We start from the raw sequence: 1,364 nt of genomic DNA on the forward strand, positions 1-1,364 counted from the left end.
GCTCGCATCGCTGACAGGGCTTCATCAGCCTTGCCGCGTTTGCACAAGATCACGAGATCATCAGCGTAAGTCACGATCCGACTGCCGAGGCTGTGCTCCAGCCCGAGCTTCTTCCACGCCAGCACAAATCGACGCATATACAGATTCGACAGTAGTGGTGAGATGGGTGAGCCCTGCGGGATGCCGCGACCTGTGTCCCTGGCCTCCGTCGTCCGCTTCTTCCGTCCGCGCGGGTCAGCTTCTTCGACAGCACACTCCAGCCACATCTTGATCAGATGCAGCACACGCCGATCAACGATCCGCCGCGCAAGCGACTGCATCAGCTCGGTGTGTGGGATGCTGCCGAAGTAGTCCGCTAGGTCGGCGTCAACGACGTCCGTGTGACCACGGTGCAGCCGCTCTTCCACTTCAACTACCGCTTGCTGGGCATTGCGGCCCGGGCGATAGGCGTACTGCTCTGGTGGAAGGTCGGCCTCGAAGATCGGATCGAGCGCCAGCATCGCTGCTGTCATACACACCCGATCCCGCAAGGTCGAGATGCCCAGTGGCCGCAGTTTGCCATTGGCCTTCGGGATGAACACTCTTCGGATAGGGTCCGGTCGGTAAGTCTCCTCTCTGAGCGCAAGCGCCAGTTCGCCGAGCCACCGCTCAACCCCGTACGCTTCGACATCCGCGAAGTCCTGACCATCCACACCCGGCGCGCCCTTGTTGGAGCGGCACTGGGCGTAGGCGTGAGCCAGAATGTCGTCGCGGCTGATCTTGTCATATAGGGCATAGAAGCGATGACCGGCTTCTGCCTTCGCTTTCGCGTGTAACGCCATCTGCAGCTTCTGAACACTAATCGGAGTTGATAGGTTGCCCAATCTCCTGTCCCTCACTACGTCTTGCGTCTGTCTTGAACTGAGGCCCCTTTCCTCCACCGGCATTACCCGGCTTCCCCGGTACTACGAGCCTCTCCGCCACCCCACGGCGCCCGGCCTGTCCCTCGCGGGCGTCCGGTTGATCATCCCTGACCACGCCATGGGGCTTCCCGTGTTGCGTGCGCTTTCCTTGTGTACATGCTGTCGCCACTACCCCGGCGCAGCGACTGGCGGTACTGCTTCGCTCATCCATCCAGTCGTGTCAGCCTTCCCCGATATGGCTGTCGGGTCGGCCTGCGCATCGTCCTTTTCGAGGCTTGCTCAGCGTTCACTCACGTTACGGCCTGCACACTTGCGCTGTCACCGTATTTCGTGACACGCTTACCCGAAGGCTTCAGCCATTTCGTTACCTCCATAGCTGCTCCGGTTGCTTCCGGCTGGAGCGGTTGCCGGGTGGGGCTTACACCCACTGGAAAAGCGCCGCCTTTGCACGGCGCACGCCAA

General features: G+C 61.3%; 1 protein-coding gene. It reads right to left on the reverse strand.

Annotated features, from left to right (window positions below; genetic code table 11):
* Positions 1-863 (reverse strand): reverse transcriptase domain-containing protein (locus tag ACYP5B_RS18890; protein WP_459570719.1); only part of this gene is annotated, 863 nt, incomplete at its 3' end.
* Positions 864-1,364: the final 501 nt, after the last annotated feature.

This window comes from Cupriavidus sp. 8B (assembly GCF_054589115.1).